This window comes from Microbacterium murale (assembly GCF_014635185.1).
In the GTDB taxonomy this organism is placed as follows: domain Bacteria; phylum Actinomycetota; class Actinomycetes; order Actinomycetales; family Microbacteriaceae; genus Microbacterium; species Microbacterium murale.
Window position 1 is genome coordinate 341062 of the sequence record NZ_BMCM01000003.1, and the last position, 26378, is coordinate 367439.

Annotated in this window: 25 protein-coding genes and 1 tRNA gene; 6 read left to right on the top strand and 20 right to left on the bottom strand. The window is 67.5% G+C overall.

Annotation, left to right across the window (positions count from 1 at the left end; all coding sequences use genetic code 11):
* Positions 1-53 precede the first annotated feature (53 nt).
* Genes tatA through IEV67_RS11245 form a run of 6 tightly spaced genes read right to left on the bottom strand, consistent with a single transcriptional unit; the run spans position 54 to position 5026 of the window.
* Positions 54-299, bottom strand: coding sequence for a twin-arginine translocase TatA/TatE family subunit (tatA, locus tag IEV67_RS11220; protein ID WP_188436887.1), 246 nt, complete (start codon positions 297-299; stop codon positions 54-56).
* A gap of 49 nt (positions 300-348) precedes the next feature.
* Positions 349-1320 (bottom strand): helix-turn-helix transcriptional regulator, encoded by a 972-nt coding sequence (locus IEV67_RS11225; RefSeq protein ID WP_188436648.1) that lies wholly within the window; start codon positions 1318-1320, stop codon positions 349-351.
* The gene (locus IEV67_RS11230; RefSeq protein WP_188436649.1) at positions 1320-2339 is read right to left on the bottom strand and encodes a helix-turn-helix transcriptional regulator; all 1020 of its coding nucleotides are present in this window, start codon (positions 2337-2339) and stop codon (positions 1320-1322) included. The genes IEV67_RS11225 and IEV67_RS11230 overlap by 1 nt, the downstream gene beginning before the upstream one ends.
* Entirely contained in the window at positions 2339-3313 is a 975-nt protein-coding gene (locus tag IEV67_RS11235) for an FKBP-type peptidyl-prolyl cis-trans isomerase (protein ID WP_188436650.1), read from the bottom strand. The genes IEV67_RS11230 and IEV67_RS11235 overlap by 1 nt, the downstream gene beginning before the upstream one ends.
* A 10-nt stretch (positions 3314-3323) precedes the next feature.
* Positions 3324-4340 (bottom strand): tRNA (adenine-N1)-methyltransferase, encoded by a 1017-nt coding sequence (locus IEV67_RS11240; protein WP_188436651.1) that lies wholly within the window; start codon positions 4338-4340, stop codon positions 3324-3326.
* On the bottom strand, positions 4337-5026 hold the full coding sequence (locus tag IEV67_RS11245; RefSeq protein WP_268238584.1) for an HAD family hydrolase: 690 nt from the start codon (positions 5024-5026) through the stop codon (positions 4337-4339). The genes IEV67_RS11240 and IEV67_RS11245 overlap by 4 nt, the downstream gene beginning before the upstream one ends.
* A gap of 89 nt (positions 5027-5115) precedes the next feature.
* Between IEV67_RS11245 and IEV67_RS11250 the strand changes: the two genes are divergently transcribed.
* Positions 5116-5970, top strand: coding sequence for a PAC2 family protein (locus tag IEV67_RS11250; protein WP_188436652.1), 855 nt, complete (start codon positions 5116-5118; stop codon positions 5968-5970).
* Here the strand turns inward: IEV67_RS11250 and IEV67_RS11255 are convergent.
* Both IEV67_RS11255 and IEV67_RS11260 read right to left on the bottom strand, forming a co-directional pair.
* Positions 5967-6794 (bottom strand): undecaprenyl-diphosphate phosphatase, encoded by an 828-nt coding sequence (locus IEV67_RS11255; RefSeq protein ID WP_188436653.1) that lies wholly within the window; start codon positions 6792-6794, stop codon positions 5967-5969. The two genes, IEV67_RS11250 and IEV67_RS11255, sit on opposite strands and share 4 nt — an antisense overlap.
* A 28-nt stretch (positions 6795-6822) precedes the next feature.
* Positions 6823-8118, bottom strand: a complete 1296-nt coding sequence (locus IEV67_RS11260; protein ID WP_188436654.1) for a M20/M25/M40 family metallo-hydrolase — start codon at positions 8116-8118, stop codon at positions 6823-6825.
* 110 nt (positions 8119-8228) lie between these two features.
* On the opposite strand from IEV67_RS11260, the gene IEV67_RS11265 reads away from it, so the two are divergent.
* A tRNA-Leu gene (locus tag IEV67_RS11265) sits at positions 8229-8311 on the top strand.
* A gap of 73 nt (positions 8312-8384) precedes the next feature.
* On the opposite strand, the gene IEV67_RS11270 is transcribed toward IEV67_RS11265, so the two are convergent.
* From IEV67_RS11270 to IEV67_RS11280, 3 genes are all read right to left on the bottom strand, one after another.
* Positions 8385-9686 carry an MFS transporter gene (locus IEV67_RS11270; RefSeq protein ID WP_188436655.1) on the bottom strand — a complete coding sequence of 434 codons (1302 nt, stop codon included), beginning with the start codon at positions 9684-9686 and terminating at the stop codon, positions 8385-8387.
* Between the two features lie 31 nt (positions 9687-9717).
* Positions 9718-10818 (bottom strand): VIT1/CCC1 transporter family protein, encoded by a 1101-nt coding sequence (locus tag IEV67_RS11275; protein WP_188436656.1) that lies wholly within the window; start codon positions 10816-10818, stop codon positions 9718-9720.
* A 148-nt stretch (positions 10819-10966) separates the two neighbouring features.
* A complete protein-coding gene (locus tag IEV67_RS11280) occupies positions 10967-12709 on the bottom strand; it encodes a DEAD/DEAH box helicase (protein ID WP_188436657.1) in 1743 nt (580 codons plus the stop codon).
* 148 nt (positions 12710-12857) lie between these two features.
* On the opposite strand from IEV67_RS11280, the gene IEV67_RS11285 reads away from it, so the two are divergent.
* The gene (locus IEV67_RS11285; protein ID WP_188436658.1) at positions 12858-13700 is read left to right on the top strand and encodes an SGNH/GDSL hydrolase family protein; all 843 of its coding nucleotides are present in this window, start codon (positions 12858-12860) and stop codon (positions 13698-13700) included.
* Positions 13701-13732: 32 nt separating this feature from the next.
* Here IEV67_RS11285 and IEV67_RS11290 read toward each other — a convergent pair whose 3' ends face one another.
* Entirely contained in the window at positions 13733-14533 is an 801-nt protein-coding gene (locus IEV67_RS11290; protein WP_188436659.1) for a TrmH family RNA methyltransferase, read from the bottom strand.
* Positions 14534-14578: 45 nt separating this feature from the next.
* On the opposite strand from IEV67_RS11290, the gene IEV67_RS11295 reads away from it, so the two are divergent.
* Positions 14579-15457 carry a Sir2 family NAD-dependent protein deacetylase gene (locus IEV67_RS11295; RefSeq protein ID WP_188436660.1) on the top strand — a complete coding sequence of 293 codons (879 nt, stop codon included), beginning with the start codon at positions 14579-14581 and terminating at the stop codon, positions 15455-15457.
* Complete coding sequence (locus IEV67_RS11300; RefSeq protein ID WP_188436661.1) at positions 15454-16038, top strand: histidine phosphatase family protein; 585 nt, start codon at positions 15454-15456, stop codon at positions 16036-16038. Before IEV67_RS11295 ends, IEV67_RS11300 begins: the two co-directional genes overlap by 4 nt.
* Before the next feature lie 36 nt (positions 16039-16074).
* Here IEV67_RS11300 and IEV67_RS11305 read toward each other — a convergent pair whose 3' ends face one another.
* Genes IEV67_RS11305 through IEV67_RS11325 form a run of 5 tightly spaced genes read right to left on the bottom strand, consistent with a single transcriptional unit; the run spans position 16075 to position 22025 of the window.
* Positions 16075-16884, bottom strand: coding sequence for an HpcH/HpaI aldolase/citrate lyase family protein (locus IEV67_RS11305; protein ID WP_188436662.1), 810 nt, complete (start codon positions 16882-16884; stop codon positions 16075-16077).
* Positions 16874-17359 carry a MaoC family dehydratase gene (locus tag IEV67_RS11310; RefSeq protein ID WP_188436663.1) on the bottom strand — a complete coding sequence of 162 codons (486 nt, stop codon included), beginning with the start codon at positions 17357-17359 and terminating at the stop codon, positions 16874-16876. Before IEV67_RS11310 ends, IEV67_RS11305 begins: the two co-directional genes overlap by 11 nt.
* A gap of 9 nt (positions 17360-17368) precedes the next feature.
* The gene (locus IEV67_RS11315) at positions 17369-18520 is read right to left on the bottom strand and encodes an acyl-CoA dehydrogenase family protein (protein ID WP_188436664.1); all 1152 of its coding nucleotides are present in this window, start codon (positions 18518-18520) and stop codon (positions 17369-17371) included.
* Positions 18517-20466, bottom strand: a complete 1950-nt coding sequence (locus IEV67_RS11320) for an ATP-binding protein (protein WP_229703043.1) — start codon at positions 20464-20466, stop codon at positions 18517-18519. Before IEV67_RS11320 ends, IEV67_RS11315 begins: the two co-directional genes overlap by 4 nt.
* Before the next feature lie 5 nt (positions 20467-20471).
* On the bottom strand, positions 20472-22025 hold the full coding sequence (locus IEV67_RS11325; RefSeq protein ID WP_188436666.1) for a carboxyl transferase domain-containing protein: 1554 nt from the start codon (positions 22023-22025) through the stop codon (positions 20472-20474).
* 94 nt (positions 22026-22119) lie between these two features.
* Here IEV67_RS11325 and IEV67_RS11330 point away from each other — a divergent pair, with 94 nt between their 5' ends.
* On the top strand, positions 22120-22707 hold the full coding sequence (locus tag IEV67_RS11330) for a TetR/AcrR family transcriptional regulator (RefSeq protein WP_188436667.1): 588 nt from the start codon (positions 22120-22122) through the stop codon (positions 22705-22707).
* 62 nt (positions 22708-22769) lie between these two features.
* Here the strand turns inward: IEV67_RS11330 and IEV67_RS11335 are convergent, their stop codons facing one another.
* From IEV67_RS11335 to pdhA, 3 genes are read right to left on the bottom strand one after another with little or no spacing between them, the layout of a single operon-like run.
* A complete protein-coding gene (locus tag IEV67_RS11335; protein WP_188436668.1) occupies positions 22770-24146 on the bottom strand; it encodes a dihydrolipoamide acetyltransferase family protein in 1377 nt (458 codons plus the stop codon).
* Positions 24143-25153 carry an alpha-ketoacid dehydrogenase subunit beta gene (locus IEV67_RS11340; RefSeq protein WP_188436669.1) on the bottom strand — a complete coding sequence of 337 codons (1011 nt, stop codon included), beginning with the start codon at positions 25151-25153 and terminating at the stop codon, positions 24143-24145. The genes IEV67_RS11335 and IEV67_RS11340 overlap by 4 nt, the downstream gene beginning before the upstream one ends.
* Before the next feature lies 1 nt (position 25154).
* Entirely contained in the window at positions 25155-26267 is a 1113-nt protein-coding gene (gene pdhA, locus IEV67_RS11345) for a pyruvate dehydrogenase (acetyl-transferring) E1 component subunit alpha (protein WP_188436670.1), read from the bottom strand.
* Positions 26268-26378 lie beyond the last annotated feature (111 nt).

Consider the following 26378-nt stretch of genomic DNA (forward strand, 5'->3'; position numbering starts at 1 on the left):
ATTGCGTGGCTTGTCACTCGCGGCCGACTGCTTGTCGATCGCGGTCACAATCGTCAGGTGGTGGTGCCGCTGTCAGAGCGGGGTGCGCTGACGCCCTGGTCTGATGCCGACGACTTCGCGACGTCGACCGCCGGATCGGACTTGCCGTCGTCGTCCTTCATCGCCTTCATCTCGCCCTTGAACAGTCGCGCGGACTGGCCCATGCTCTTCGCCAGTGCCGGGAGCTTCGCTGCTCCGAACAACAACAGGATGACGAGCACGAGTACGAGCAGATGCCAACCGGTCAGTCCAGCCATGATTCCCTCCAGGGATCGAAGTCTCCGTGCAGTCTACCCGCGGATGACGTGTTTATGGGTGACGGTACAGCGCGAGTCCATCCGCTGCCCAGTCCCTCGTCGCCGTACGGGCGACTTCGGGGAGGTGGACTTCGAGATGTCCGCCGAACCGACCAGCGACGCGCTTTATGCTCCGCGGATCCGCGATCGGTATCCGCACGGTGACGACGCCCCCGTGGACTTCTGCGTTGTCCGCGCGCACATAGTCTCCGAGCAGTGGCACCAGTCGCTCGGGAAGTCGCACCGTGACCTCATCGTCGTCGCCGATCGTGGTGAACGCTTCCGGGAGAAGCTCGTCCGCATGCGTGATCGGGATATCGGTGAGTTCGGGCTCGCTGACGCGATCGAGGTGGAAGGTGCGCATCGCCTGGCGAAGGTGGCACCAACCCTGCAGATACCATTGTCCGCCGGTGATGAGCACCTGGACGGGGTCGACCGTGCGGGTCGTGGCCGCGGCATCCGGCGCCTGATAGCGAAACGACACCGCGACTTTGCGGCTCAGCGCATTCGACACGGCATCACGCACGGCGTCGACCGCGTCCGGCGCGATGACGACCTCGGCAGGTGCGTTCGCCGAAGCCCGTGAGAGCTTCGCGAGGAGTCCCGCGACCAGACCCGAATTCGAGACGGCAGGCACGGCGGCGACGACCTGGAGGCCGGCGAGGAGAGCAGCGGCCTCGCGCGCGGTGAACCGCGGCACCCGGCGGAGTCCGACATCGTTCGTGATCTCGATGACGCCCTCCTCATCGAGGAGGTCCCAGTTGATGTCGAACATCTCGTGCGGTTGCTGCCAGTACCCCGCGTCGCCGGGCAGTCCGATCACCGTGAGCTTCTCGACCATGCTGCGCATCTCGTCGACACTGACACCGAACTCGTCGGCGGCCTCGGCGAGCGAGACCTGGCCCCGCTCGAGCAGATACGGCACCAGCGTGAGATAGGCGCGCACACGGTCGGATGCGAGCAGTGGTTTCGGCTTGTCAGCCATCAGCGCTCCCCTCTTTCCGCGCGAGCGGCGTCGGTGCCGACCTCATCGGCGTGCGCGGCGACTGTCGCTTCCAGCCGAGCGATCACCGCGTCTCGCAGCGCGGCCGGTTCCACCACGCGCACCTCGGGGCCATACGAGGCAAGTTCGTCGGCGAAGATGTGCACGTCGACGAACGGCACGCTGAAGCCCTGCACCTGAGGGGTCGAACGCCGGCCGAGCCGCAGCGCGGCCTCGGTGCCGGGAGTGATCTCGAGCAGTGCGGAGTTGCGGGCGGCGACGGCTTCGAGGCCTGCGAGCGCCCGTTCCCCCGCGCCTTCACGGAGTCCGGCGTCGAATGTCCGCTTCGTCGAGGTGACGTCGCCGACGATGCGGCTGAGCAGGAAGGTGCGCTCGTCATCCGCGTCGAGATCGATACCGTAGACATGCCAGCGCGCCTCGTAATCGAGCAGGGCCAGCGGCTCCACGCGCCTGCGACGCGGCGACTGCTCCCCCGGCTTGAGATAGTCGAAGGCGACCACGCGACAGTCCTCGATGGCGCTCTGCAGCGGCGCGAAGCTCGCATCGCGAACCGTGATGCGCGGCGCGAAGCCGATGATCGGCTCGTCGCCGTCGATGCCGAGCGCGCGGATCTTCCGCACTCCCGCCTGTGCATCCGCCGATGAGGACTCCGCACTCCATACGCTGCCCGCCAGGGTGAGGACGGCGAGCTCAGCCGCGCTGAACGCGATGTCAGCAGGCAGATCGTACTCGGCCTTCGGGATGCGATACCTGGCCTCCCGAAGATCGTTGGGATCACCAGGGTCGCCGATCGTCTCGATCGGGACGCCGAGCGTGCGCAGTTCGTCCTTATCGCGCTCGAACATCTTCTCCAGTGCATCCGCGCGCGTGCCGGCATCGGCGCGTTGACGGTACCCCGAGATGTTGTCGAGGATCTGCTGCTTCGTGAGCCCGATCTCCGTGGCCATCAGCGCCACGACGAGATTCGTCTGACGCTCTTCGGGCGGGATCCGGGCGGCCATCACTGTGCGGGGGCCGCGGGCGGATCGGTGCCGAGGATGTCGACGACGAAGACGAGGGTGGAGTTCGCGGGAACGGCGCCGCTGCCCGCCTCGCCGTAGCCGAGCTCAGGCGGAACGACGATGAGCACCTGCGAGCCGACGGTCTGGCCGGTGAGCCCCTGCGTCATGCCGGGAATCAGAGCGGTGAGGTCGAACGGCGTGGCACCGCGATCCCACGACGAGTCGAAGACGGTCTTGTCCGCCCACGTCACGCCGGTGTAGTTGACGAGCACCGTGTCGTCTTCAGCCACTTTCTCTCCCTCGCCCTTGATGAGGGTCTGGACGACGAGATCGGTGGGAGCGGCGCTGTCGGGGACGATGATGCCTGGACGCCCGTCAGCGGCACGAACCACGGTCGGCATGCCTGCGGCGTCGTTGTACTGCGGGGCGCCTTCGGCCTTCGACGGGAAGACCTTGACGACGTCGAACACGGCGACGACCGGTACGTCGTCATCGAGTTCGAAACTCGCCAGATTCTGGGCGCCGAAGTCCTCGGGAGAGATCACCGACAGCACACGGCTGCCCTCGGTCGCGCATTCCAGCGCTTCACCGAAGGCGGGAACCCGCTGAGCCCAGTAGTCGATGCTCACGAGCTGCGCCTGGTCCTCGTCGAACGCGGTGCCGGCGACCGCTTCGCCGCTCTTGCCGGAGTACAGCGTGAACTCGACGACAGCGCTCTGCGTCGGGCTCGTGAGTGCGGGGCCGTCGCCGACGACGACATCGCTGAACGAGCTCTTCTGCGCGCCGACCGGCGTGAACAGTTCGACTTCCGGCGTCTCGCCCACGTCTCCGGTGATCGTCGCGATGTCGTCGATCCCTGTGGCCGCCTCTGCACGATCGCATGCGGCTCCGTCGAATGCGGGCGCCGTCGCACACCCCGTCAGGGCGACGAGGGCGAGACTGAGTGTGGCCAGAGCAGCAGACGTTTTACGCACGCTCTCCAGTCTATTGCGATCGCTGCTCGGAATCGCGCGAAGCGGCGGCGCGACGTGAGCCGTCTGCCGCCTTGGTCGCCTCACGCACACGCTTGCGCAGGTTCTTGTCGGTGATCTCGCGATCCCCGACCGCTCCCGGCGTCCACTGCTCGACGTCGTGGTCGCCGTAGCTGGACTTCGACGCGCGTCGCTTGACCTCGGGCGCGATCGTTCCCGGCGCGAGACGGCGGGCGGTGAGCAGGAAGCCGGTGTGCGCGACCATCCGGTGATCCGGGCGCACGGCGAGTCCCTCGACGTGCCAGCCGCGCACCATGGTCTCGGAGGCATCCGGGTCGGTGAACAGTCCGGTGCCGCGAATGAATTCGGCGACGCGCGAGAGCTGCGTGGCCGTGGCGACGTAGCAGAGCACCACGCCGCCCGGCGTCAGCGCGTCGGCGACGACGTCCATGACCTCCCACGGTGCCAGCATGTCGAGCACGACGCGATCGACGGTTCCGGCGGGAAGTTCGACCGGGAGTGCCTCAAGCAGATCGCCGACCACGACACGCCAAGTGTCGGGCGACTCTCCGAAGAAGGTCTCGACGTTGGCCTTGGCGACCTCAGCGAAATCGTCCCGTCGCTCGAAGGACACGAGGGCGCCCGCCGGTCCCACAGCACGCAGCAACGAGAGCGAGAGCGCACCCGATCCGACTCCGGCTTCGACGACGGTCGCACCGGGGAAGATGTCGGCCTGCATCACGATCTGCGCCGCATCCTTCGGGTACACGATCGCGGCGCCGCGCGGCATCGACATCGCGAAGTCGCGCAGCAGCGGACGAAGCGCCAGATACTCGTGCCCTGAGCTGTTGGCGACCACGGAGCCGTCCGGCAAGCCGATCAGATCGCGATGCCTGAGCACGCCGTGGTGCGTGTGCAGTTCGCCGTCTTCGCTGAGTGTGACCGTGTGAAGCCGGTTCTTGGGTCCGGTGAGCTGCACGCGATCGCCGTCGCGAAACGGACCGCGCTGCCGTGAGGATGAAACGGTCATCGCAGCGCCCCCTCGGTCAGCGCCGTCTTCGTCGAGGCGTACAGGTCGATGATGTCCTGCGCAGTGCGATTCTCGAGCGTGGGCCAGAGCGCGTGCGCTCCCGCTCCATCGAGCGGCACCATGTGCGGCACACCGAGCGTCACCGCACCGGAGGCAGCACCCGCACGCACACCGGTCACGGAATCCTCGATCACGACGGCATCCTCGATGTCGATGTCGAGAAGTCCGGCTGCTTTCAGATACGGCTCGGGATGCGGTTTGGGCTGTTCGACGTCATCACCTGCGATGACGTGCTCGAAGGCATCGAAATCGACGAGTTCCACGACGCTCAGAGCCATCCGACGCAGCGACATCGTCACGAGTGCGGTACGGATGCCGTTGGCATGAAGGTCCCTCAACATCGCCTTGGCGCCGGGGCGAAAAGGCACGCCCTGCGTCGCCAGGGCCGTGCGCACGTCATCGGTGAGCTTGTCGACGATCGCGGCGGGATCCATGTCGACTCCCGCCGCACGGAGCATCACCGCACTGTCGAGAAGGCCGTTGCCGACGAGCTGCAGCGCCTGCTCGTGAGACCACGTTCCCCCGAAGGAATGCACCAGAGCCGTCTCCGCCGCCATCCAGTACGGCTCGGTGTCGACCAGTGTTCCATCCATGTCCCAGAGGACTGCGCGGGGCTTTTGACTCACTGCTCCATGCTAGCCCGGCCTGTGCCCCATACCCTCGGACGCGGACTAGCCTGGAGGGATACCTGCGTTCGCGATGGGAGGAGAACTCGATGGATGCACTGGGAAACCGCATCGTCGTCGTCGCGTTCGATGGCTGGAACGACGCCGGCGAGGCTGCGAGCGGCGCGATCGAGATGCTGCGCGAGAGCACCGAGTACGAGCTCGTGCACACCGTCGATCCCGAGCTGTACTTCGACTACCAGTACACCCGACCGTCGACGAAGATGGACGCGACCGGGCATCGTGATCTGCGCTGGCCCGAGGCCGCGCTGTGGCGTCCGGCCGCCCCAACCGACGACGGGTCTCCGGAATTCTGGCTGCTCACCGGCGTTGAGCCTGCCCGCACGTGGCAGGCGTTCGCGAACGAGTTCATCGACATCGCGTTGCGCGACGACGTCACCGGATTCATCACGCTCGGCGCGATGCTCTCCGACGTGCCCCACACCAGACCCATCTCGATATTCGCGTCGAGTGCCAACGAGCAGGTCCGGGAATCGCTCGGTCTCGAACGCTCCCTGTATGAGGGGCCGGTCGGCATCCTCAGTGTGATCGAGCACTTCGCCGAGCGCGCCGGCATCCCGACAGCTAATCTCTGGGCCAGCGTGCCGCATTACGTGGCATCCGCCGCGCCGTCGCCGAAGGCGACACTCGCGCTGCTCGACCGCCTGGAGGAACTCACCGGCATCGACATGCCACGTGAACGTCTGCGCACGGATGCCGCCACCTGGGAGGCGTCGATCGACGCCGCGGCGGCGGATGACGACGAGATGACCGAGTACATCCACCAGCTCGAACGCACCCGCGACACCTGGGATTCTCCCGAGGCCTCCGGCGATGCGATCGCGCAGGCGTTCGAACGCTACCTGCGTCGCCGAGGCGACGGCCCCGGCGACCACAAGCGCTAGCCCGAGATGACTCCCATGCTCAGCAGCACGAGCAGCGCCGTGCCGAGCAGGATGCGGTAGATCACGAACGGCAGGAAACTGTGCTTCGAGATCCAGTTCATGAAGAACGCGATCACTCCGAGGGCCACCACGAACGCGATACCGGTCGCGGCGACGGTCTCACCCAACGAGAAGTACTGGTCGGGTGCGTCCCAGCTCTTGAACAACTGGAAGAAACCGCTGCCGAATACTGCGGGAATGGCGAGCAGGAAGGCATAGCGCGCCGCTGCGGCCCGCTCGTAGCCGAGGAACAGTCCCATCGTGATCGTGCCCCCGGAACGCGAGACTCCGGGGATCAGTGCCAGCGCCTGAGCGAATCCGTAGAGAACTCCGTGCGGATAGGTGATCTGGTCGAGTTTGCGGCGCTTCGCGCCGACATAGTCGGCGATTCCGAGCAGGATGCCGAACACGATCAGCATGATCGCCACGATCCACATCGAGCGCAGCACGGTCTCGATCTCGTCCTGGAACAGTAATCCGAGAACGACGATCGGGATGCTGCCGATGATGATCAGCCACCCCATCCTGGCGTCTGGATCGTTGCGAGGGAGCGACCCTGTCAACGAACGGAACCAGTGACCGATGATGCGCGTGATGTCGCGCCAGAAGAACACCACCACGGCGGCCTCGGTACCGATCTGGGTGATCGCGGTGAACGCGGCTCCCGGATCCTCGCCGGAGCCGGTGAAGGTGCCGACGATGCGCAGATGGGCGCTGGACGAGATCGGGAGGAACTCGGTCAGTCCCTGGATGACGCCGAGGAACAGCGCTTCGAGCAGGTGCATGGAGGGGCCTTCTGATTCAGGGAGCGCGTCAATACGAGCGCAGCAGATCGGTCAGAACCTGCTGACCGAAGACAAGCGATTCTACGGGCACGCGTTCGTCGACGCCGTGGAACATCCCGGTGAAGTCGAGATCGGCGGGCAGGCGGAGGGGCGCGAACCCGTATCCGGTGATGCCGATCCTCGAGAGCGCCTTGTTGTCCGTGCCGGCACCGAGCAGATAAGGGATCACCGGCACACCGGGGTCGTGGCGCCCGAGACTCTGCACCATGGCGTCAACGAGAGCGCCCTCGAACGGCGTCTCCATGCCGATGTCGCGCACGACCGTCTCGATGACGATGTCGTCGCCGACGATCCGCTCCAGCTCGGCGAGCACCTCGTCCTCCGTGCCGGGAAGCACGCGCACGTCGATCAGCGCCTCGGCGCGCTCGGGGATCACGTTGTGCTTGTACCCGGCGGTCAGCGCCGTCGGGTTGGCCGTGGTGCGGAACGTCGAGCGCAGGAACGCCTCAGCGGGGCCGGATGCCGCTGCGAGTGCATCCGGGTCGTCAACCGGGCGTCCGGTGAGATCGCCGAGCCTCCGCAGCAGCGCTTCGGTCGTGGGCGTGAGCCTGATCGGCCAGCGAGTGCGCCCGATCGCCGCGACGGCCTCGGCGAGCTTCACCACGGCGTTGTCATCGTGAAGGCGGCTGCCGTGTCCGGCGCGACCCTTCGCGACGAGGCGGATCCAGATCAGTGCCTTCTCTCCCACCTGCAGCAGATAGGCGCGGCGGTCGTCGACGGTGATGGAATAGCCGCCGACCTCGCTGATCGCCTCTGTCGCTCCGGCGAACCACTCGGGTCGCTCCTTCACCACGAGCGCCGAGCCTTCGACACCGCCGTTCTCCTCGTCCGCGAAGAACACCAGTACGAGATCGCGCTCGGGCTGCTCCCCCGCCCGCAGGATGTCCGCGACGGACGTGAGGATCATCGCATCCATGTTCTTCATGTCGACGGCGCCGCGTCCCCACAGCATCCCGTCCCGCACCTCGCCGGCGAACGGATCGACGCTCCAGTCCTCGGCCATCGCCGGAACGACATCGAGGTGGCCGTGCACGACGAGCGCCGGCTTGCTCGGATCGCGTCCGCTCACGCGTGCCATGACGTTGGTGCGACGAGGGATGGGCTCGTAGTACTCAGGCGTCAGGCCGAGGCTCTCCAGGTACGCGCCGACGTACTCGGCCGCCTCCCGCTCTCCTTCGGCTCTGCCGCCGCCGAAGTTCGACGTGTCGATCCGGATCAGGTCACGCGCGACACGGACGACCTCGGGCAGTTCGGCGTCAGACATGTCCTCAGGCTATCGAACCGGCACGGCACGCCCGGGCCGATCCACGGTTCGAACGCACCTGCACGATCTGGTAATGTTTCTCTTCGGTCGGCAACGACTTTTCATCACCTGCGCGGGTGGCGGAATGGTAGACGCGCTACGTTGAGGTCGTAGTGCCCGTAAGGGCGTGGGGGTTCAAGTCCCCCTCCGCGCACAGAAAAAGCTCCGGAAGAATCCTGGTCAGACCAGATTCTTTCGGAGCTTTTGTCTTCTTCTCGGACCCGCGATCACGATTCGAGGTCTGCAGCGTCCTCATGACGCGCGCGCCGCAGCGGTGAGAGCCCGACCACGGCGGCGGCCACGGCGAATATCACCGCCGCGACGCCGAGAGTCAGCGGGTACCCCAGGACGGTCGCCAGTACGCCGGCGAGCAGCGCGCCGAAGAAGAAGATCACCCTGTTCATCGTGCGAATGGTCGAGTTCATCCTGCCCTGGATCGCATCAGGGGCGGCGGCCTGCCGATACCCGATGTCGTTCGCGTCCTCGATGCCCATCGAGAGCCCGTAGACGAACTGCGCCACCGAGATCAGCGGCAGAAGCAGAGCGAGACCGCTCGCAGCCGAGACCGGGGCGACCGCCAGCGCCACCCACGGCAGGATGACGAGCAGGCGGCCCAGCAGAATCGCCCTCCCAGCGCCCAGCCGACGACCGAGAGCAGGTGCGAACAGCGCGCCGAGGAATCCGCCGACTCCACCGCAGGCGAGAGCGAGTCCGAACGCCCACGGTTCGAGATTCAGCTCGCGCAGCACGAAGACGGCGAACACTGTCGCGACGATGCTGTTCGCGAGGAACCAGATGTGAACGGAGAGCGCGAGCGGGCGGAGCGTGCGATGGCGATACGTGTAGCGCATGCCCTCGACGATGTCGTGGCCGATGTGACGCCCGCTCGCGCGAGGCAGAGGAGGAGCCTCGTCGACCCTGATCCGCGACTGGAGCACGGCCGACACCGCGTTGATGGCGGCATCGAAGGCGAACAGGAACGGTGCGCCGAGAAGATTGAGCAGTGCTCCGCCCAGCGCCGGGCCCGCGGTGCCTGCCACCGTCTCGCTCTGTCCCAGCCTCGCGTTTGCCATCACGAGAGAACTACGAGGGACGATATGGGGAAGGAACGGCTGAGCGGCGGAATCCGCGAAGAGCGTGAGGACGCCGAGCATCAGGATCACGATCGCCAGAGACCAGAAATCGAGCGCGTCGACCAGTAGGAGCACGGGGACCGCACCGAGGACGACAGCGCGACCGATGCTCGTGAAGATGAGAGTCCGCTGACGTCGCCACCGATCCATCAGCGCCCCGACCACCACCCCCAGGAAGAGGTACGGGACGACGCTCAGCGCGCTCAGAACGCCGATCTCGAACGGCGAGGCCGCGAGGGACGTGACGATGAGGATCTGGAACGCCACGCCCGCGATCGACCCGCCGAATGCGCGGATGGTCGTCGCACTCCAGAACAGTGCGAAGGCAGGGGCACGGAGCACCTCACGCGCACGGTCTCCGTCGCCGGAACCGGGTCGAGCAGCATCGTCGTGCACTCGGCCAGTGTATGGGTGACGGTGCGCCCGATCAGACCGCGCCGACGCCGAAGGCCAGGCCCAGCAGGTAGGTGATCGCTGCCGCGCCGAATCCGATGGCGAGCTGGCGCAGCGCCCGACGCAATGGCGGGCCGCCGGAGAGCACGCCCACCATCGCGCCGGTTGCGAGCAGCGAGATGCCGACCAGGATCAGCGCCACGATGATCGCGGCCATGCCCTCGAGGCCGAAGATCCACGGCAGCACCGGGATGATCGCGCCGGAGGCGAAGAGGAAGAAGCTCGAGATCGCTGCGGTCCAATCGCTGCCGACGATGTCGTGATCGCTGCCTACGGCACCTGTGCGCACCGGCGCCGTCGCGGTGCGCCGCACGCCCTCCTGCGCGGCCGCGATGATGCGACGAGAACGCGCCAGCGCCTCCGCCTGATCCATGCCGCGTGCCCGAAAGACCAGCGCGAGCTCGTTCACGTCGATGTCGAGATCGCCCGCCGAGTGGGCAGCATCATCGTTCGCCTCGGTGGAGGCGAGCAGCTCGCGCTGCGACCGCACGGAGACGAACTCCCCCGCGCCCATCGACAGTGCACCTGCGAGCAGACCGGCGATGCCGCTGAAAAGCACGAAGCCGGAGCTCACCCCGGTCGCTCCGATGCCCAGCACCAGCGCGAGGTTGCTGACGAGGCCGTCGTTCGCGCCGAACACGGCCGCACGGAACGAGCCGGACAGACGACGCCTGCCACGCGCCGCGAGACCTCGGACGACCTCGTGGTGGATCTTCTCGTCGGCGCGCATCGCCGGCGTCGCATAACGCTCGGTGTCGTACGGTGACCGGGCCTCCGCGCTCTGGGCCAGCACGAGCACGAAGATCGATCCGAAACGCCCCGCCATCCAGGCCAGCATTCGAGAGCGGATGCCGGCCTTGGGAAGCCTGCCAGGATCACCCCCGAGCAGATCCAGCCAGTGCTGCTCGTGGCGACGCTCCGCATCGGCGAGGCTCTGCAGGATCTCGCGCTCCTCCCCCGTCTTGCGCGCTGCGAGCTTCTGGTACACCGTCCCCTCGGCACGCTCCTCGACGAGGTATCGCGCCCAGCGGCGACGGTCGGCAGCGGTCGGCTCGGCGGCAGCGGGCGCTGTCATGAATCCTCCAGTGGTGCTCGGGCAGCTTCAACGGTATCCAGCCGTCAGCTCGGAGATCCCCGGAATCCCCGGATTGCCAGCATTTCGGGGTTCCTAACCCTTCGACAGGCTCAGGGACCGGAAATCGACAGGCTCAGGGAACAGTCGTCTACTTGCGCACGCGCTTGCGCAGCACCTCGATGCGGGCCTGCAGCTGTGTCACGGTCGCCTGGGCGACAGCCGGACCTCCGCAGATGCGGCGCAGTTCGGCGTGCACCGCGCCATGTGGCTCGCCTGCCTGCCTGGCATACAGCCCGACGAGACTGTTCAGGAGCTGACGCTGTTCGCGCATCGTGCGATGCAGCGGTGCCGGCAGCGTCGTGACCGTCTCCGGGCCGGCCTCCGCCTCTCGCGTCTCACGCAGCTTGGACTGGCGCGTCTGGCGCTGCATGAGCAGCTCGTGCACGTGCTCAGGCTCGAGGAGCCCAGGGATGCCGATGAATTCCTCTTCCTCCGGCGTGCCTGGCTCGGCGAGCTGACCGAACTCCTGTCCCTCGAAGACGACTCGGTCGAAGTGCGCGAGCGAGGAGATCGCCTGGTAGGTGAACTCCTGCGTCAGGGCATCGGATGTCTCTTCCTCACGGTTCGCGCTCTCCAGGAGCGAGTCGTCGAATCCGTCCTCGTCCTTGGTCTGGCGATCCAGTGCATGGTCGCGCTGCTTCTCCAGCTCGTTCGCGAGCCCCATGAGCACTGGCACGTTCGGCAGGAAGACGCTCGCCGCCTCGCCACGACGCCTGGCGCGCACGAAACGGCCGATGGCCTGAGCGAAGAAGAGCGGCGTCGATGACGACGTCGCGTAGACGCCCACGGCGAGCCGCGGCACGTCGACGCCCTCCGAGACCATGCGCACCGCGACCATCCACCGGCTGTTGTCGGCGCTGAACTTCTCGATCCGTTCGGAGGCGGCGGCCTCATCGGAGAGCACGACCGTGGGTCGCTGACCGGTCAGGCTGTGCAGGATCTTGGCATACGCACGGGCGACGGTCTGATCTGTCGCGATCACCAGGCCACCGGCATCCGGCACGTGATGGCGTATCTCGGTGAGCCGCCGGTCGGCGGCCGACAGCACCGCGGGCATCCACTCGCCCTCCGGGTCGAGCGCTGTGCGCCACGCCTGTGAGTTGACGTCCTTGGTGTTGTCCTGACCGAGATGGGCCTCGAGTTCGTCGCCGGCGCTCGTGCGCCAGCGCATCTTCCCGGAGTACATGTGGAAGAGCACCGGCCGCACGACGCCGTCCGCGAGGGCGCGGCCGTACCCGTACGCGTAGTCGGTGGACGACACGCGCCCGCCGGTCTCGTCGGGCGCGTATGTCACGAACGGAATCGGCGCTGTATCGCTGCGGAAGGGAGTGCCCGACAGCGACAAGCGCCGCTTCGCCGGGCCGTATGCGTCACGGATCGAGTCGCCCCAGCTGAGCGCATCGCCGCCGTGATGCACCTCGTCGAGGATGACCAGAGTCTTGGCGTCTTCGGTCAGGTGGCGGTGCACCGACGACTTCGCGGCGACCTGTGCGTATGTGACGACGACCCCGTGGTACTGACGCGAGGGCGCCCAGTGGCTGTTCCGGAACCGCGGGTCGAGGCGGATGTGCACCTTCGCCGCGGCATCCGCCCACTGGGTCTTGAGGTGCTCGGTCGGGGCGACCACGATGATGCGGTTCACCTCTCCCATGCGGAGCAGCTCGACCGCGAGCGTCAGAGCGAAGGTGGTCTTTCCGGCACCAGGCGTCGCGGCGACGAGGAAATCTCGCTGATCGCGTTGGAAGTAGATGTCCAGTGCCTCCCGCTGCCAGGCACGGAGCTTGTCCGCCGTTCCCCACGGGGCGCGCTGGGGGAAGGACGGAGAGAGCATCGGTTCCAGGATAATCGGTGCCGCGGACACTTCTCCCCCGCCGCAGGCTTCCCGGTGATCGTGCTGGCCACCTCTTCGATGCGATGCCGAGTAGGCTCGGTCACTGCGCGGTCGCAGTTCCGGCCCGCGAGGCAGTGAAGGAGCAGCGATGGTCGACGAGGAATCGCCCAGAACGCCGTATATCGAGAATGAGACGCCGCATCCGTGGCGCCGATTCGTCGCCATCGGCGACTCGTTCACAGAGGGCATCGGCGATCCCGATCCCGCCGTCACGGATGGGCACCGCGGCTGGGCGGATCGTGTCGCCGAAGAGCTCGGACGCCAGGTCGACGGATTCGCCTATGCGAACCTGGCCGTGCGCGGAAAGCTCATCGCACAGATCGTCGCCGACCAGGTCGAACCCGCCGTCACACTGCGCCCAGACCTCGTCTCGATCTGCGCCGGTGGGAACGACGTCATCCGCCCCGGCACCGATCCGGATGTCATCGCCGAGCAGCTCGAGGATGCCGTCGCGCGCCTCGCGTCGACCGGTGCCGCAATCGTGGTGTTCACCGGAATCGACACCGGCTTCACCCCCGTCTTCCGGCGATTCCGCGGCAAGGTCGCGATCTACAACGAGACCATCCGCGCGATCGCCGAGCGGCACGACTGCATCGTCGCCGATCAGTGGGCGCTGAAGAACGTGCAGGACTCCCGCTTCTTCGACGACGATCGTCTGCACTTCAACGCGCTGGGGCACCATGAGGTCGCACGCATGGTGCTGCGGGCGCTGAACGTGCCGAATGACCTGCAGCCGATGCAGCCCGAGCCCCGTCCGGTGCGCACCTGGCGTGAGGCGCGTGCCGAAGACCTGGGCTGGGCGCGGGAGCACCTGGTGCCATGGGTACTGAGGCGCCTGCGACACCAGTCGTCCGGCGACCTCATCACCGCGAAGCGGCCGGAGGCGGGCCCGATCGTGTTCTCGGACAGCGCGAAGCGCGACGCCGAGTAGTCGCCTGGCCGAGCAGTCGCCGGGCCGAGCGGTCAGCCCGCGAGCGCCCACAGCGCGACAGCTGCGGCGGACGCCACATTCAGCGAGTCCACTCCTGCACGCATCGGGATCGTGACCACGGCGTCGGCTGCGTCCAGCGCGACCCGCGACAGGCCATCGCCCTCCGTGCCCATGACGAGTGCCACCCTGTCAGGACGGTCGATGGCATACTTGCGCAGCGGTACGGCGTCGTCGCTCAGTGCGAGAGCGGCCACCTCGAACCCGGCCGCATGCAGATCGGCGACGGCATCCGTCCAGTTCCCGATCCGGGCCCACGGCACCTGGAACACCGTGCCCATGCTCACCTTGACGCTGCGTCGATAGAGCGGATCAGCGCAGCGCGGCGAGACGAGTACCGCATCGGCGCCGAGCCCGGCGGCTGCGCGGAACGCGGCGCCGACGTTGGTGTGCTCGATGAGATCCTCCAGCACCAGGACCAGCCGTGCGCCCTCGAGCACCTCCGCCACCGTTGGCAGCGCAGGTCGGTGCATCGACGCCAGCGCCCCACGATGCACGGCGTAGCCGGTGACCTGCTCGGCGACTTCGTCGGGCACCACGTAAACGGCGGTGCCGCGATCGCCGAGCGCCTCTTCGACCTGATCGACCCATCTGCGCTGCGTCAGCACCGAGCGCGGTACGTGCCCCGCGTCGATCGCACGCCGGATGACCTTCACCGACTCGGCGATGTAGAGACCTTCACGGGGTTCCGTCAGGCGCCGAAGCGCGGTGTCGGTGAGGTTCCGGTAGTCGGCAAGGCGCGGATCGGCGCCGTCGGCGATGTACTCCAGAGGCATGTTGAACACTCTGCCATCGTCCGAGCCCCGGCCAGGACGGCCATCATGCGCCGGCCACGCCGTAGACTCCCTCGGGGAGGATTCGTGAGCGTGACGACCAGTGCCGAGCTGTCTGCCGGCATAGCGAGAGCCGTCGACCTTCTGAGGGGACGCAGGATCGCCGTCCTCACGGGCGCCGGGATATCGACGGACTCCGGTATTCCCGCGTACCGCGGCGAAGGTGCAAGGACGCGGGCCGATCCGATGACAGGGCAGCGCTATCTCGCTGACGAGGCCGCCCGTCGGCGTTACTGGGTGGGCGGTCACCTCGGCTGGCGCGCGTTCGCGCATGCCGAGCCGAACGCCGGGCACATCGCGCTCGCCGAGATGGAACGCGACGGGGTCTCCACCGGCGTCATCACTCAGAACGTGGACGGCCTGCATCTGCGGGCCGGCAGCAGCCGAGTGATCGAGGTGCACGGCACCATGCGTCGGGTGGTGTGCCTGCGGTGCGGCCAGGTCTTCGACCGCCGTGACATCGCGACGCAGATCGAAGCGCTCAATCCGTGGATCACCGTTCCGGAGAACATCGTGCTCAACCCGGACGGCGACGTCGCGCCGGAGAGTACCGAGGACTTCGTCGTCCCCACATGCACGGTGTGCGGTGGGATGCTGAAACCCGACGTGGTCTTCTTCGGCGAGTACGTGCCCGCGGACCGTTTCCGCGCCGCCGAATCGCTCCTGCGCGCCAGCGATGCGCTGATCGTCGCCGGCTCCTCGCTCGTCGTGAACTCCGGAGTGCGGCTCATCGAGCGCGCCCGCCGCCGCAACATCCCGCTCATCATCGTCAATCGCGAGCCCACCCGCGCCGACCCCTGGGCGGACGTGACTCTCGCAGGAGGCACGAGCGACGTCCTCCCCGCATTCCAGGAGCTTCTCACGTGACCTTCATCACCCTCGTCCGCCACGGTCAGACCGACTGGAACCTGGATCGCCGCATCCAGGGTTCGACGGACATCCCGCTCAACGAGACCGGCCGCGGTCACGCGCGCGACGCCGCAGCTCTCCTCGCGGGCGCCACCCATCATGCGATCTACGCGAGTCCGCTCGTGCGAGCTCATGAGACGGCGCAGATCATCGCCGACGCGATCGGCCTTGCTCAGCCCGAACTGGTCTCCGACCTTCGCGAGCGCGAGTTCGGCGAGGCCGAGGGAATGCTCGTCGCGGACTACATAGATCGTTACGGCGACTGGTACGCCGAAGTTCCGAAGGCGGAGAGCTTCGGTCAGGTCGCCGAGCGTGCGCTCGCCGCCCTGGACGTGATCGCCCGGGCATCTCGCCGTCGTTCGGCGCCGACCGCGGAATCCGTCATTGTCGTCGCGCATGGCGGAGTCATCCGTGCGCTGCTCGACCACGCCTCGGGCGGAACCATGCCGCCGGCCGGCGTGCCGCTCGCGAACGGATCCGTGCACCGCTTCGAGGCGGCGCCCGGGATCCTTCGACTGCTGGAGACGGTCGCGGTCTGAACTCCGCATCGTCTTGAACGAGCGGAACGCGGAGAATCAGCGACCGGCGCGCGCGATCACCGCTCGTGCGTGCCGCAGCACCGGTTCGTCGACCATCTGTCCACGGAACCTGAACACGCCCCGCTCCCCCTCTGCCGCAGCAAGAACGGCCTCCGCCCAAGAGGAGATCGCGGCATCCGGAAGGTACGCCTGCCGGATGATCGGAACCTGGCCGGGGTGGATGCACGCCGTGGCATGGAATCCGGATGCGACGGCATCCGCCGCCTCCCGCTCCAGGCCCTCCGTGTCTTCGATGTCGATGTGCACCGCGTCGATAGCCGCCTTGCCCTGCGCGCCGGCCTCCACGAGCACCCGCGAACGCGCGTACCGCGCGACGTCGCGGTAGCGGCCGCTCGCATCTCGACTCGACGTTCCGCCGAGGGACGCCACCAGATCCTCTGCACCCCACATGAGAGCCACGACGCGGTCGTGCGCGGCGAGCCGGTCGGCCGCTGCGACGCCGCGCGCGGTCTCGCACAGGGCGATCAGGGAGAACCGTTCATCGAAGGCGTCCAACGATGCGGGGTTCTCCGCCTTCGCGACCATCACTGTGCGGAAGTCCGTGTCCGCCAGCGCCGCGAGATCGCGTGCGAAGTCACTCGTGCCAGGGGCGTTGACCCGCACGATCACGCGCTCGGCTCCGACGGCGGTGTCGATCACGTTGCGTCGAGCCGCGTCCTTGTCTGCGGGAGCCACGGCATCTTCGAGGTCGAGGATCACAGCATCGGCGCGTTCCAGAGCCTTCTCGAAGCGCTCCGACCGATCCGCCGGGCAGAACAGCAGAGCGGGGCCGAGCTCAAACACCATCGGACTCCCCTTCCGGCCTGCAGTGCACGAGCACAGTGCGCGCGGCCTTCGCGACGACGACATCGTCCTGATTGCGTCCGGTGTGCACGATCGTGCAGATGCCCTGCCCCGGCCGCGACGATGACAGCCGCTTCTCGGTCACCACGCTCTCGGTGTAGAGGGTGTCTCCGGCGAACAGGGGGTGCGGGAACGCGATCTCACCCAGCCCGAGTTGCGCCACGAGAGTGCCCTGCGTCAGTTGCGCGACCGATGAACCCACCATCGTCGACAGCGTCCACATCGAGTTCATCAGGCGCTGACCGAACTCCTGCTCGGCCGCGAAGGCGGCGTCCAAGTGCAGCGCCTGCGTATTCATGGTCAGCGTGGTGAAGAGCACGTTGTCGGCCTCGGTCGCCGTGCGGCCAGGTCTGTGCTGGTAGCGCGCGCCGACTTCGAACTCTTCGAAGTACAGTCCGCGCTGGAGGATGTCCGTCATGCTGACACGCTACCCGGCGAGTCCCAATGCCCGCGCGATCACCAGCAGCTGCACCTCGGTTGTGCCCTCGCCGATCTCGAGGATCTTCGAGTCGCGGTAGTGGCGCGCGACCGGGAACTCGTTCATGAACCCGTTGCCGCCGAAGATCTGCGTCGCGTCCCTGGCGTTGTCCATCGCGGCGTCTCCCGCGACGAGTTTGGCGATCGCGGAAGCCTCCGCGAAGGGCTTGCCCGCGTCGCGGAGCCGCGCGGCGTGATGCCACGCAAGACGAGCCGTGTGCACGCGTGCGCGCATCCGTGCCAGGGTGAACTGCGCGTTCTGCCTCGTGCTCAGGGCGCTGCCGAACACGGTGCGGCTCTTCGCGTATTCGACCGCCGCTTCCAGACACCCTTCCGCTGCACCGGTGGACAGCGCCGCGATCGCGATGCGCCCTTCGTCGAGGATGCTGAGGAAGTTGCGGAATCCGCTCCCCTCGTCGCCGAGCAGGTTCTCCGCAGGGACCCTCGCGCCGTCGAACGTCAGCGGATGCGTGTCGGATGCACGCCAGCCGACCTTGTCGTACGGCGCCTCCACGGTGAAGCCGGGGGTGCCATTCGGCACGATGATGGTCGAGATCTCCTTGCGACCGTCGCGGATGCCGGTGACAGCCGCGACCGTGACGAAACGGGTGATCGGTGTGCCGGAGTTCGTGATGAACTGCTTGGTGCCGTCGATGACCCACTCGTCACCATCGCGCCGAGCCGTCGTCCGCGTCGCCCCGGCGTCGCTGCCGGCTTCCGGCTCGGTGAGCCCGAACCCCGCAAGAGCCCGTCCAGCGAGCAGGTCTGGCAGGTACTCGGCCTTCTGCGCATCGTCGCCGAAGCGGAAGATCGGCATGGCGCCGAGGCTCACGCCGGCCTCCAAGGTGATCGCCATCGACTGATCGACCCTGGCGAGTGCCTCGATCGCGAGGCCGAGGGCCATGTAGTCGCCGCCCTGACCGCCGACGTCCTCGGGGAACGGGAGCCCGAACAGCCCCAGTTCCCCCATCTGACGGACGACGTCCATCGACAGGGTATGGGTTCGATCGGCCTCATACGACTGCGGCGCGACGACGGTGTCGGCGAACTCGCGCACCATCGCGGCGAGTTCGACCTCTTCGGCAGTGAGATCTTCGGTCATGCGATTGCTCCTTCTGGGGTGTCGTTCGACGCCGTCGCTTCGGTGGGTGTCACCACCGCGACAGCCTGGCCGCGCTTCGCCTGGTCTCCGACCGCCATCAGCAGGCGCACGACGCCGTCGTGGGGGGCCGGAACCGGATGCTCCATTTTCATCGCCTCGATCGAGACGAGGGGCTGTCCTGCAGTCACGGTCGCGCCGTCTTCGACATGCACGGCGACGATGCTCCCCGGCATCGGCGCGCGCGCTTCCGGATGCGTCGCCGTGCTGACAGGATGCTGCGCGGCGACGCGGAGCCTCATCCGCTCACGGCGATCGACGGGGCGAAGGCGTGCGGACCGGCCGTTCTCGCTCACCCAGATCGCGCCGTCGGCATCCGTTGCCGCAACGGCTTCCCCCACCTCTGCGACCGGTCCTGTCACCTCGATGAGCTCGTCCGCGTCCGTGAGGAAGGCCACGGCCCGCGCCCCGCGGTCGGTGAGGGCCGCCCACACGTCGCCCGACCGGCGAAACACGTCTTGCGGCACGAGAGGTGCCTCAGCACGTCCTGTTTCGCTGTGCAGCTCCCGTTTCGCCGCGGCGATCATGGCGGCGGAAGGCTCAGCAGGACGTACGGGCAGCAGCGTCTCGATCAGCCCGGTGTCGAGGTCGCCGCTCACGACCCGCTCGTTCGTGAGCAGCTGCCGCAGGAACGCGATGTTCGTCTCGATGCCGAGCACGACCGTCTCCGCCAGGGCCTGGTCGAGGCGGGCCAAAGCCGTCTCACGATCGGGTCCGTGGGCGATCACCTTCGCGATCATCGGGTCGTAGAACCCCGTGACCTCGCTGCCGGTCTCGATCGCGGCATCCACACGCACGCCGCGCGGCGCGGCGAAGCGCAGAACAGGGCCGGTCGAAGGCAGGAAGTCGTGCTCTGGTGACTCCGCATAGATGCGGGCCTCCACTGCATGGCCGCGCAATGCGGGTGCCGGCGCAAGCACGCCACCGGCGGCGACGTCGAGCTGCAGAGCGACCAGGTCGAGGCCAGTGACCGCCTCGGTGACCGGATGCTCGACCTGCAGCCTCGTGTTCATCTCGATGAAGAAGAAGTCATCTGGCGCGTCCGCGTCGACGAGGAACTCGACCGTGCCGGCGCCGACGTACGACACGCTCTCGCCGGCACGGACCGCGGCCTCGAACAGTCGCTCGGTGAGTCCGCCAGGAAGTCCAGCGGACGGGGCTTCCTCGATGACCTTCTGGTGCCGGCGCTGCAGAGTGCACTCGCGCTCGCCGAGGGCGATGACCGTGCCGTGGATGTCGCCGAACACCTGCACCTCGATATGACGAGGGCGGCGGATGAGCCGCTCCAGCACGAGCGCATCGTCGCCGAACGCCGCCTTGGCGACGCGACGGGCGGATGCCAGCGCTGAGGCGAGAGCGCCGGAATCCGAGACCGTCTCCATGCCCTTGCCGCCGCCGCCTGCGCTGGGCTTGACCAGCAGCGGATACCCGATCTCGTTCGCCCGAACGGCGATCTCGTCATCCGTCAGTCCCGCAGCCGTGAAGCCGGGCACCACGGGGACTCCCCGTGCGCCGACGTGGTCGCGCGCCTTCGCCTTGTCGCCCATGATCTCCAGGGCTTCGACGGATGGGCCGATGAAGATGATGCCCGCTCGCGTGCATGCCTCCGCGAGGGCCACGCTCTCGGAGAGGAAGCCGTAGCCGGGGTGGATCGCATCCGCACCGCACCGTTTCGCGGCGCCGATCACTGCTTCGACGGCGAGATACGACTCCGCCGCAGGAGCGGGGCCGATCAGAACGGCGTCGTCCGCCTCGCGGACATGAGGTGCCGTGGCATCCGCTTCGCTGTAGACCGCGACGCTGCGCAGGCCCTGCTCGCGCAGGGTGCGGATGATGCGGCGGGCGATCTCACCGCGATTGGCGACCAGCACTGTGTTCATGTCGTTCATGCTCATCACATCCTGAATACGCCGAAGCGCGGTTCTGGCAGCGGGCTGCGGGCGACGACGTCGAGCGCGAGACCCAGGATGTCGCGCGTCTCATCGGGATCGACGATCCCGTCGTCCCAGAGCCGCGCGGTGGCGTAATAGGGCTCGCCCTGTGTCTCATACTGCTCGCGGATCGGCTCTTCGAACGCGCTGCGCTCCTCGGCGCTCCAGCTCTCGCCGCGTGCAGTCAGCTGGTCGTCCTTCACCGTCGCCAGCACCGACGCCGCCTGATTTCCGCCCATCACCGAGATGCGGCTGGCCGGCCAGGTCCACAGGAACCGCGGTGAGTACGCACGCCCGCACATCGAGTAGTTGCCCGCGCCGAAGGAGCCGCCGATGATGACGGTGAGTTTCGGCACGCGTGTGGTCGCGACCGCGGTGACCATCTTCGCGCCGTCCTTGGCGATACCGCCGGCTTCGGCCTCGGAGCCGACCATGAATCCCGTGATGTTCTGCAGGAACAGCAGCGGGATGCCGCGCTGATCGCACAGCTCGATGAAATGCGCTCCCTTGAGCGCGGACTCGCTGAAGAGCACGCCGTTGTTCGCGACGACGCCGATCTGATGGCCGTGCAGCCTGGCGAACCCGGTCACCAGCGTCGTGCCGTACTCGGACTTGAACTCGCGGAACGTGTCGGCGTCGATGAGCCGGTCGATCACCTCGTGCACGTCGTACGCGGCGTTCACATCGACGGGGACGACGTCGTAGAGGCTGGACTGCTCGGCGGGCGCTCGGGACGCTGACACCTCCCACGCAGGTGCGCTCGGCGATGGCAGCGTCGTGACGATGTCGCGGAGGATCTCGAGGGCGTGCTCGTCGTCCTCGGCAAGGTGATCCACCACGCCGGAGCGCCTGGCATGCAGCTCTCCGCCGCCGAGGTCCTCCGCGGCGACGATCTCGCCGATGGCGGCTTTGACGAGGGGCGGCCCGCCGAGGAAGATCGTGCCCTGGTTACGCACGATCACGGTCTCATCGCTCATCGCGGGAACGTACGCGCCACCCGCCGTGCAGGATCCGAGCACCGCCGCCAACTGCGGGATGCGTTCGGCACTCATCCGCGCCTGATTGAAGAAGATGCGGCCGAAATGCTCACGATCGGGGAAGACCTCGTCCTGCTTCGGCAGGAACGCGCCGCCGGAGTCGACGAGGTAGAGGCACGGAAGCCGGTTCTCGAGCGCGATCTCCTGGGCGCGAAGATGCTTCTTCACCGTGAGCGGCAGGTAGCTCCCGCCCTTCACCGTCGCATCGTTGCAGACGACCATCACGTGTCGTCCGTGCACGAGCCCGATGCCGGCGATGACGCCCGCCCCCGGCACCTCTCCCCCGTACATCCCGTCCGCTGCGAGCGGCGACACCTCGAGAAACGGACTGCCCTCATCGAGCAGCCTCGCGATCCTCTCCCGCGGCAGCAGCTTGCCGCGAGCGACGTGGCGGGTGCGAGAGGCTTCGGGGCCGCCCAGCGCGGCGGTTGCGCGCCGCTCGCGCAGCTCAGCGGCCAGCATCTCCTGGGTGACGGGCATCCCGGCGTCCTCCTCGACTCACGGTGGCGTTGAACAACGCTTTTCGGTTACTGTGCACTAACCAGCCATTTTAGGTTAGCGAGCATTAACTGAGATGACAAGCCCCCCGACCGCGCGAGATCGCGCGAAAGCAGAGCGCGCGGATTCCCTGCTGCACGAGGCCGCGCGGCTCTTCGCCGAGCGCGGCTACTCCGGCGTGAGCCTGGAGGACATCGGATCCGCCGTCGGGGTATCCGGACCAGCGGTGTACCGCCATTTCGCCGGCAAGCAGGCGCTGCTCGGCGCCGTCCTCGTCAAGGTCAGCGAAGACCTCGTCAGCGGTGGGTCCCGCGTCGCCGCGTCGTCGTCCGGCGATCAAGAACGGATGCTGGCCCTCATCGGATTCCACGTCGACTTCGCACTCGCCCATGCCGACGTCATCCGTGTGCAGGACAGGGATCTGGCGCATCTGAGCGACGAGGACCGCGCCGAGGTGCGCCGGCTGCAGCGCACCTACATCGATCTGTGGATCTCGGCTCTCACACCGCTGCACGACGCGCCGGCTGACGAACTGCGGCTGCGCGTTCAGGCGTGCTTCGGTCTCATCAACTCCACCCCGCACAGCACGCGCAGCGCGACAAGGTCGAAGAAGTCGACGGCGACCATTCTCACCGCGATGGCGCACGCCGCCCTGACGTCCTGAACCCCAGGACCGCTCCCTCAGGCTCAGCGGCCGGGGCGCCCGGCGCTGAGCCCGAGTGAGCGTCATCGCAGGAGCATCGCGCGACCGGGCTCCTCAAGGATGTCGGCGACGTCCTTGACGAATCGGGCGCCTTCCGCGCCGTCGACGATCCGGTGATCGAACGACAGGCTCAGAGTCATCACCTGGCGAAGCGCGATCTCGCCCTTGTACTCCCACGGCAGGCGCCGCACGGCACCGACCGCGAGGATGCCGGATTGCCCAGGAGGCAGGATCGGCGTGCCGGCATCGATGCCGAAGACGCCGATGTTCGTGATCGAGAAGGTGCCGCCGGCCAGCTCTGCCGGTGAGGTCTTCCCTGAACGGGCGGTCTCGGTGAGCGCACGCAACGCATCGGCGAGCTGGGGCAGGGTCATCTGATCGGCGTCACGGATGTTCGGCACTATCAGCCCCCGCTCCGTCGCCGCGGCGATGCCGAGATCCACGTAGTGCGGCTGCACGATCTCGCCGGCCGCGTCATCCCAGCGCGAGTTGAGTCCTGGCGTACGGCTGAGCGCGAGGCACACTGCTTTGGCCACGATCACGAGCGGTCCGATCCGGCGCTCGGACAGTGCGCGGTCATCGCGCAGACTAGCGATCAGATCCATGGTCGCCGTGACATCGACGGTGTGGAACGTGGTCACGTGCGGGGCGGTGAAGGCACTCTGCACCATCGCCGCTGCGGTGTGCTTGCGGACGCCCCGGATCGGGATCCGCGTCTCCCGCTCACCCACGGATCGCTCCGGTGACGTGCTCGGCGCGTGCGTCGTGCGAGGCTCCACCTCGCCACCCACCCGCTCGAGATACGCGTCGACGTCATCGCGGGTGATCACGCGGTCTCCGACGTCGGCGGCAACGAGCGCGATGTCGACTCCCGATCGTTTCGCGTATGCGCGCACCGGTGGCGTCGAACGCGGCCGCTCGCCCACTTGCGCGGGCGCGGCGCTGGACTCCGGCAGCACATCGTGCGGCGCCGCCTCCAGCACAGCAGTGTCGGACACCGCATCGACGCGCCCGGCTCTGCGCACGCGCCGTGTGGGACGGCCGCCCTTCGCTGGGGCGGCTCCATAGCCCACGAGATTCGGCGGCGTCTTCTCCTCCGCGGCGGACGAGGCCGTGGCGGAGGACGCCGCATCCGCCGGCGCGGCATCCGGGGCGTCCACCCCGGCCACGTCGAAGGCGATCAACGGAGCCCCCACAGCGACGGTCTCGCCGGCCTCGGCGTGCAGCGTCGACACGATCCCGTCGAACGGCGACGGCAGTTCGACGACGGCCTTCGCCGTCTCCACTTCGGCGAGCGTCTGGTTCAACGTCACTGTGTCGCCCGGTGCCACCAGCCACTGCACGACCTCGGCCTCAGCGAGTCCCTCGCCGAGATCCGGAAGGCGGAACTCCTCGATCATGACTCCGCTCCCGTCAGGCTGTTAGGCCGGTCGAGCACCCGATCGACCGCGTCGAGTATGCGATCGAGATCGGGAAGGTGGAACTTCTCGAGCTTCGCAGGCGGGTATGGGACGTCATGTCCGGTGACCCGGAGCGGCGGCGCCTCAAGGTACTCGAAGCACTGCTCCGTGACGCTCGCGATCACCTCCGCGGCGACGCCAGCTTCGCGCGAAGCCTCGTGCGCGACGACGACTCGTCCAGTGCGGCGCACCGACGCGGTGACGGTGTCATAGTCGACCGGAGAGATCGAGCGAAGATCGATGACCTCCAGCGAGACTCCATCGTCTTCCGCGGCCGACGCGGCATCCAGCGCAGTCGACACCATCGCACCATAAGTGATGATCGTGGCATCCGCCCCCTCGCGAAGGACGCGTGCGACTCCCATCGGGGGCGCATCAGCGAGCGAGGCATCCAGATCGACCTCACCCTTGTGGTGATAGAGGCGCTTCGGCTCGAAGAAGATGACAGGGTCGTCCGAGGCGATGGCCTGCTGAAGACAGCGGTAGGCGTCCTGGGGATTGGACACCGTGATGACGCGCAGCCCGGCCGTGTGGACGAAATACGCCTCCGGCGACTCCGAGTGATGTTCGGCTGCGCCGATACCGCCTGCCCAGGGGATGCGGATCGTGATGGGCATCTTCACCCGCCCCTGGGTGCGGTAGTGCAGTTTCGCGACCTGCGAGACGATCTGATCGAACGCCGGGTAGACGAAGCCGTCGAACTGGATCTCGACGACCGGACGGTACCCGCGATAGGCGAGGCCGACAGCCGTACCGACGATGCCGGACTCTGCGAGCGGGGTGTCGATCACGCGCGCGGCACCGAACTCCTTCTGCAGGCCGTCGGTGATGCGGAACACACCACCGAGCTTGCCGATGTCCTCACCCATCAGCACGACCTTCTCGTCGTCGCTCATGGCCTTGCGGAGCCCCGCGTTCAGGGCCTTGCCCAGTGTGATCTCCGTCATCTCAGGCCCCCTCGAATGAAGAGATGTACGCGGCGTACTCGTCGCGCTGACGATCGATCCCGCAGTGCGGCTCGGCGTAGACGTTGTCGAAGACGGCGAGCGGCTCGCGCGTGACCAGGCCCAGACATGCGGCACGCATCTCACGTGCCATGACATCGGCATCCGCCTGCACAGCAGCCATCTGCTCGTCGTCGAGTTCGCCGGCGGCGCGAAGGTGCGCCTCCAGCCGGGCGATCGGGTCGCGCGTGCGCCAGGCCTCGAGTTCGGCGGGGTCACGGTAGCGAGTGGGGTCATCCGAGGTGGTGTGCGGTCCCATCCGGTACGTCACCGCCTCGATGAATGCCGGCCCCTTGCCCGCACGTGCATGCGCGAGCGCCCAGCGCATCGCCGCCATGCAGGCGAGCACATCGTTGCCGTCGACGCGGAGGCTCGGGATGCCGAACCCCGGAGCACGGCCGGCGATCGGATACTGCGACTGCACGGCGACGGGCTCGGAGATCGCCCAGTGGTTGTTCTGGCAGACGAACACGACCGGTGCCTGATAAGAGGCGGCGAACACCATGGCCTCGTTGACGTCGCCCTGACTGGTCGCCCCGTCGCCGAAGTAGGTGACGGCGACTTCGGGGGCCTTCTCGTGCTTGATTCCCATGGCGTAGCCGACGGCGTGCAGGGTCTGCGCGCCGATGATGATCTGCAGCGGAGCGATCCGCATCTCGATTGGGTCGAACGGAGCGCCCTCTTCACCGCGCCAGACGCGCACGAAGTCGCCCGGCTGCGCGCCGCGCGCGTAGATGACGCCGGTCTCGCGGTAGCTCGGGAAGACGAAGTCGATCGGGTCGAGCGCGCGGGCGGTGCCGATCTGCGCTGCTTCCTGGCCGTTGCAGGGCGCCCACAGACCGAGCTGGCCCTGGCGCTGCAGTGCGATGCCCTCGGCATCGATGCGGCGCAGGATGACCATGTCGCGGTGCAGCGCCCGCAACTGCGCTGCGTCGACATCGGCCACGAACGGGTCGAGTTCCGGGTTCTTCTGACGGGTGCCGTCTGGTGCGAGAAGCCGCTCGGAGAGTTCCAGATCCTGCGTGGTGTCTGCGATCGGCGTGGTCTGCATTGACATCATCGTCCTCCTGTCGTGTGTCTCCCTCGTGAGGAGTTGCACGCGTGCACCGACATCATCATCGGATGCTTCGAGCGTACGTCCGCTGATCAGCACGCTCAAGCATTCAGA